The 6,976-nt window shown below is 33.2% G+C and carries 6 protein-coding genes; 5 read left to right on the top strand and 1 reads right to left on the bottom strand.

The window, feature by feature from the left end; translation table 11 throughout:
* The 5 genes from BLQ19_RS16470 to BLQ19_RS16450 all read left to right on the top strand — a co-directional run.
* Positions 1–891: PorP/SprF family type IX secretion system membrane protein (locus BLQ19_RS16470; RefSeq protein WP_074539063.1), on the top strand; the 891-nt coding region annotated here is incomplete at its 5' end.
* A 12-nt stretch (positions 892–903) separates the two neighbouring features.
* Positions 904–2,847, top strand: a complete 1,944-nt coding sequence (locus tag BLQ19_RS16465; protein WP_074539062.1) for an OmpA family protein — start codon at positions 904–906, stop codon at positions 2,845–2,847.
* A 142-nt stretch (positions 2,848–2,989) separates the two neighbouring features.
* Entirely contained in the window at positions 2,990–4,024 is a 1,035-nt protein-coding gene (locus BLQ19_RS16460; protein WP_074539061.1) for a COX15/CtaA family protein, read from the top strand.
* A gap of 27 nt (positions 4,025–4,051) precedes the next feature.
* On the top strand, positions 4,052–4,546 hold the full coding sequence (locus tag BLQ19_RS16455; protein ID WP_074539060.1) for an IS1096 element passenger TnpR family protein: 495 nt from the start codon (positions 4,052–4,054) through the stop codon (positions 4,544–4,546).
* A 74-nt stretch (positions 4,547–4,620) separates the two neighbouring features.
* Positions 4,621–5,679: a nucleoid-associated protein gene (locus tag BLQ19_RS16450; protein ID WP_074539059.1), complete on the top strand. Its 1,059-nt coding sequence runs from the start codon at positions 4,621–4,623 to the stop codon at positions 5,677–5,679.
* On the opposite strand, the gene BLQ19_RS16445 is transcribed toward BLQ19_RS16450, so the two are convergent.
* Positions 5,680–6,762, bottom strand: a complete 1,083-nt coding sequence (locus BLQ19_RS16445) for a hypothetical protein (RefSeq protein ID WP_074539058.1) — start codon at positions 6,760–6,762, stop codon at positions 5,680–5,682.
* Between the last annotated feature and the right edge of the window lie 214 nt (positions 6,763–6,976).

Below are 6,976 nucleotides of genomic sequence, written 5' to 3'. Positions count from 1 at the left end.
ACCACAACTCTCTCTGCGCAGCAAGATGCGCAATACACGCAGTACATGTACAATACCATCTCGGTGAATCCTGCCTATGCAGGTTCCCGAGGGGTGCTGAGTATTGCTGCCTTACACCGCTCACAATGGGTAGGACTAGATGGAGCGCCAACCACACAAACCCTAAACCTGAATACCCCAGTGTCTAGAAGAGTGGGTTTAGGACTCTCTATCGTAAATGATGAAATAGGAAATGGTACCAATCAAGATACGTATTTTGATGCCGCATTTTCCTATACCATCCCTACTTCTGAAGAAGGTAAACTTTCGTTTGGATTAAAAGCAGGCGGACATTTCTTGAACATCGATTTCTCTAAACTTAGAAATTATGGAGCAGAGAGTAACTTGCCTAATGTGGATAATAAATTCTCTCCTAATTTTGGAGCAGGGGTTTACTACCATACCGATAATTTTTATTCAGGATTATCTGTTCCTAATTTTTTACAGACAGAACATTTTGATAGCGCAGGAACTGATAGTTCTTCTTTCTTAGCCGAAGAACGGTTAAATATTTACTTCATAACAGGCTATGTTTTTGATTTAAATCCCAACCTAAAATTCAAACCTGCAGGGCTTGTAAAAGCCGTAAAAGGAGCGCCTTTACAAATAGATGTTTCGGCCAACTTTCTAATTAATGATAAATTTTCTGTAGGAGCAGCATACCGATGGGATGCCGCAGTGAGTTTATTGGCTGGGTTCCAAATATCAGAACAATTAATGCTAGGATTAGCGTACGATAAAGAAACAACAGACCTAGGAGCCACTCGTTTTAATGATGGGTCTTTTGAAGTCTTTCTTCGCTATGAATTCTTAACACGATACAAAAAAGTAATAACACCAAGATTCTTTTAAAACACAATAAACATGAAATATAAATTAACACACATTGTTCTTTGTACGGCGTTTGTAAGCTTTGGTTTGCAAGCACAGGAAAAACAAGCGGTAAAAGCACAATCTAAATTTAATAGTTTTGATTATGCAGATGCTATTAGTTCTTATGAGGATTTAATTAAAGAAGGATACTCTTCTGAGGATGTTTATAAAAATCTTGGCGATGCTAATTATATGAATGCCCAATACAAAGAGGCATCAACTTGGTATCAGAAATTGTTTGAACTTGAAAATACGACTATTGATCCTGAGTATCTATACCGGTATGCGCAAACCTTAAAATCTCTAAAGGAGTATGATGCATCGGATGCGTGGATGGAAAAATTTGAGCAAGCAAAAGCAACTGATGGCCGTGCTGAAAAATTTAATAACGAAAAAGACTATCTAACCGCTATTAAAGAGAATTCTGGTCGCTACTCCATTAAAAATTTACCAATCAATTCTAAAGAATCTGATTTCTCTCCTGCCTTTTATGAAAATGAATTAATCTTTTCTTCTGCAAGAGATTCAGGGACCGTAACCAAAACTATTCATCTTTGGAACAGAAAATCATTCTTAAACTTATATAAAACAGCGGTAACAGAGGATGATAATTTTACAACACCCACAAAACTTTCTAAAACAGTTAATAAAAAAGCACATGAGTCTTCTCCTGTTTTCACAAAAGACGGACAAACCATGTACTTCACCCGAAACAATTTTAAAAATGGGAGTTTTTCTAGAGATGAAGAGGGAGTTAGTCGTTTAAAATTGTACAAAGCAACGTTGCAAAACGGAGCTTGGGCAGATATTACTGCATTGCCTTTTAACGGAGAAGACTATTCTACGGCACACCCTGCATTAAATACGGATGAAACTAAATTGTATTTTGCTTCGGACAGGCCTGGAACTTTGGGCGCTTCTGATATATTTTATGTAACTATTAATAGTGACGGTTCTTATGGTTCTCCCGTAAATTTAGGCGCTAGTGTAAATACAGAGTCTAGAGAAACATTTCCAAATATTTCTGATACCGATATTTTATATTTCGCATCAGACGGACATCCTGGATTAGGAGGCTTAGATGTTTTCGGAATTGATTTAGCCGAATTAGAACGTACGAAAGCAAAAAACTTAGGGCAACCTTTAAATAGTGAGCAGGATGATTTTTCATACATAATTAATGACAAAACTAAGAATGGCTATTTTGCTTCTAACCGTGAAAATGGTATAGGTAGTGACGATATTTACGGTTTTTCTGAATCGAAAGCATTAGACTTTAACTGTTATTCAAATTTAAAAGGCATCGTAAAAGATGAAAAAACAAAAGAAATAATAGCTGATGCTGTATTAAATATCACCAATGCAAACGGTGAGGTTATAGGCAAAGGTATTTCTGATTCTGAAGGAAACTTTGATCTAGATAGTTCTTGTGAAAAAGGAGCATATACCATCATCACCTTAAAAGAAAATTACGCAGAAGCAACTACCGCGATTGAAATAGGGACAAGCTTAGAAATCAATGATATTGAAATTCTTCTTATCTCCAATTTTGCTCCTGCAGATTTAGGAGCAGATCTTGCTAAAAAATTAAATTTAGAGAAAATCTATTTTGATTTTGATCAATCTTATATTAGAAAAGATGCACAAATAATAATGGAAAAGGTCATAGCTTATTTAAACCAATATCCAGATACTAAAATAAGAATTGGTTCTCATACAGATGCTAGAGCTAATGATGCCTATAACAGTAGGCTTTCTGAACGAAGAGCCAAAGCTACTTATGATTATTTAGTAAAGAAAGGTATTGATGCTTCCCGATTAACATTCAAAGGGTTTGGTGAAACACAATTAACCAACGAGTGTGAAAATACCGTTAATTGTAGTGCCGAAAAACACCAACAAAATAGAAGGTCAGAGTTTATTGTCGTAGAATAATAGACTCCTACCCTACTTTAAAAAAGCGGAAATTCTCACCTAGAGTTTTTCCGCTTTTTATATTTTAAAACCCTTTGAAACAGCAGCAAACTTTCTTCCTAAATTGAACAAAGAGTAGTAATTTTGTAAAATAAAAAAGTGAATGCAAAAGTACTTTAGAAAAATAGCCCAAATTACCCTCGTATTGGTGTATTTGGTCATCGTAGCAGGAGCTGTTGTGCGGATGACAGGAAGTGGAATGGGGTGTCCTGATTGGCCTAAATGTTTTGGGTACTATATACCTCCTACTGATGAATCTGTTCTTAATTGGGATAAAAACAAAACCTTTGAAAAAGGCCAAGTTATTATTCACAGCGAAGCTTTAAAAGTTGCTAAAACAGACTTTACAACCTCAGCAAAATATAATGCCTCAAACTGGGAAGAATACACAAAGCATGACTATGCTATTTTTAATGTATGGCATACATGGATTGAATATATAAATAGGCTCTTTGGAGCACTAGCAGGATTTGCTACACTAATTCTTGCTGCTTTATCTTTTGGGTATTGGAAAAAAAACAAACGCATTACCATTCTCTCCTGGTTGGTAGTTTTTGGAATGGGGTTTCAGGCATGGTTAGGCGCTACAGTAGTTTATTCCTTATTAGAACCCGTAAAAATTACAGTTCATATGGTCATGGCTTTAGTGATTGTCGCCATGTTAATTTATATTATTTATAAAACTTCTGAAACAGATAAAATCTATAAAGCCAGTAGAAATTTACATAAATTGCTGTGGGCATCATTAATAGTGACCCTTATTCAAATTATTATTGGGACTCAAGTACGGCAATTTATAGACCTGCAAATAGATATTTTTGGAGAAGATGCCAAGAGTCAATGGCTAATGAATCCTACCCTTCAATTTTATATACATAGGTCTTTTTCCATTTTTGTGGGAGTTTTAAACCTTTATATAGCTTATTTAATTTATAAATTCGAATTAGGGTTCGAAAAAATAAGATGGGTATTACTTTTATTATTACTGGAAATAATTTCTGGTATTACCATGTATTATGTTGATTTCCCTTTTGGTAGTCAGACCTTTCACATGATCGTAGCTGCAATTCTTTTTGGAGTACAATTCTATTTGGTTTTAGAAGCATCAAAAACTAAATCAAGCCTTAATTCTTTGTAACTTTGTACCCCTAAAAAAATCAAAATAATGATTTATAAGATTCGCATAATATTAGATACAGAGGAAGATATCTTTAGAGACATTGAAATTGAGGCAAGTACAACGCTAGAAGATTTTCATAATGCCATAACGCAAGCATTTGGGTTTTTAGGCAATGAAATGGCTTCTTTCTATACTTGTAATGAGGAATGGATTCAAGACGAGGAGATAGCGCTACATGACATCAGTGAAAATAGTTCTGATATTCGTTTAATGAACGAAACGTTTCTAGAAGATATTATCACAGAAGATACGCCAAAACTTATCTATGTATATGACTTCCTTAGTATGTGGACATTCTTTGTTGAGCTAGCAGATATTGTACCGAAAGAAGACGGAAGAACCTACCCTAATATATTGTTTAGTTTTGGAGAGCTGCCAGATTCTCCACCAGAAAAAACATTTGAGGCCGATCCTACTTTTGATTTTGATGATACTTTTGATAGTTATGATGATTTAGATTTTGATGAAAATTGGAATTAGAGTCCTACTTTCTCAATAGTAAACATAGTATAAACACTAAAAGCAACAAACACTAATTTACCTTTATATAAACTATGATTAATTTATACGCGACTCAAATAGAAAGTATCTCGCTTCATCGTGTGGGGAACAAAAATAAAAACGAAGCTATTTTCTTATCAGAAACACCGCATAGTTTAAATGATGAGACTACAGGTCTCCTAAAAGAATATTTTTTCAAACCTTTTAGAGAAAAAGAAGAAAACTACTTCAACTTTGCGAATGATGTAGATGTAGAATTTAATGAGATGTATAAAATTACTTCGGAGATCTTTGCCGATCCAGATAGTATTCATGCTAATTCTAAAAAAATAGCATCTTATCTCTATGAGCAGTCTAACCACCCACATATTAAAAGCGGTGAAGTGTATGTGGCTCATTTAAGTGGTGTTCTTTTAGATAACGTAAAAGTAGATGCTATAGGGATTTTTAAAAGTGAATTAAAACATGATTTTATTCAGTTTGAAGAGAAAGGTAGCAATCTTGATATAGTAGTTCAGCAAGGAATTAATATTAATAAACTTGATAAAGGTTGCCTAATATTCAATACCGCTAAAGAGGAAGGTTTTAAAATATTATCTGTAGATAGTAATAGGTATGATACCAAATATTGGTTGGAAGAATTTTTAGGCGTAGAACCGCTTTCTGATGATAACTTTAAAACTAAAAACTACCTTAAATTTTGTCAAAATTTTGCAAAAGATGTTGTTTTACCTGCCGAAGATAAACAACAAGAAGTGCTTTTTATGAACAGAGCAGTAAATCATTTCGCTAAAAATGATTCTTTTGAAGAAAATAGCTTTTTAAACGAGGTAATGGAAAATCCTGATTTGATACCTGAATTCAAAAACTATAAAATGGAAAAAGGTCCAAAATATAGTGTTGAAGATGTTTCTAACTTTGATATTGCTAATAAAGCAGTGTCTGATGCTCGTAAAAAAATTAAAAATGTTATTAATTTAGACACAAATATTCAAATTAAATTAGACTTCATTAATCCTGAGTCTGCTGAAAAATTTGTCGAAAAAGGGTGGGATGAAGAAAAACAGATGTACTACTATCTAGTATATTTCAACAAAGAGCAAAAAAGTTAATTACAAATTAATTTTGTGTTCCATAATTTGTTTCATACTAACATCTTCATAATTACGTTTTACAAAATCTAGGGCGAGGTTTAATACTTCGCCCATTTTTTTACAATTTTTGAAATCAAGATCCAAAGTCAAATCATATATTTCTGACTTTAAACGTGTTATATTTTCTTCTGTTGATATATGGTCTACCAAACAAGCCTTCAATAATCTTTTTATCCTATTCCCAGAACTCTTGATTCTTTTTGCTACAATAGACCGCTCTTCCAGTTTATATTGATCTACAGACTTGGTCTGTAACTTAAGACGTACAAGCTCTACCATCTGGTAATTCTCTTTAAAAAATTGAGGCCTGTATACTTTTAATTTTCCTTCAAAACACTGCTGATCAAAATCTATAGCCCTGATTCGGTACACCACATGATCAAAATCATGCACCGGTACAATCACATAATTATAAGAGCGCATATCTCCTAAAAGACGTATCATACAACGCTCATTGAACTTTACAAATTCTTTAGCTAATTGTGTTTTTTCTGATTCCGTACATTTTGGCAACATATCTTTTATAAAAACATCTCCAGGAATGCCCGCAATATGTTCTTCTATCAAGGTGTTTTTGTAGACCAAAAAGTTAAGATTATAAGGCGATAACATATGCTCTAATTCTAAGCCGTAGATACGCGAAGCATCGGTTTTCTTGACGTAGAAATAGGTGAAATTATCGTTCAAAATATTTCTAACTTTTATTCTAAAAGGCTTAGAATTTCCAAACGTACAGAAATCAACTGCATCAATATTCAAGTATTGAAAAATATTATCTCCACCATCAGATAAGAGAATAGAATATACTTTTTTTAAACTGATATCTATCTCTTGTCGTTCAAATTCTGAATAATATACACGTACCCAAAGGCTGTCTTCATCATTAGAATCATACACCACAACAGAACCCGAAAAACGAAGTAAATCCTCATAAAAAATTGGAATTTCAATGTTTCGATTATACAACTCCAAATAAGTATTTAATTTCTTGCTCACAGGATAAGCAGGCTTCTTTTTCGACATTAATTTTTCTTCAGACATAAAAGCTGGCTAATTATATTGATTTGTTCTAAAGTTATTATTTATATCTAAAAAAACGAATAAATAGCTTCTTAAATCTTTAATCCTACAACAGAATAATTTTTCCTACATAAGAAATTAAACATCATCACGCACCCTATTCACTACAAAGTTACCCCCATTCACAACAAAGAATTTTTATTGAGACAACATATCGCTTTATTTATGTTAAAAT

The sequence above is a fragment of the Cellulophaga baltica genome (assembly GCF_900102165.1).
Classification (GTDB): domain Bacteria; phylum Bacteroidota; class Bacteroidia; order Flavobacteriales; family Flavobacteriaceae; genus Cellulophaga; species Cellulophaga baltica.
This window is presented reverse-complemented; position numbering and strand designations above follow the sequence as displayed.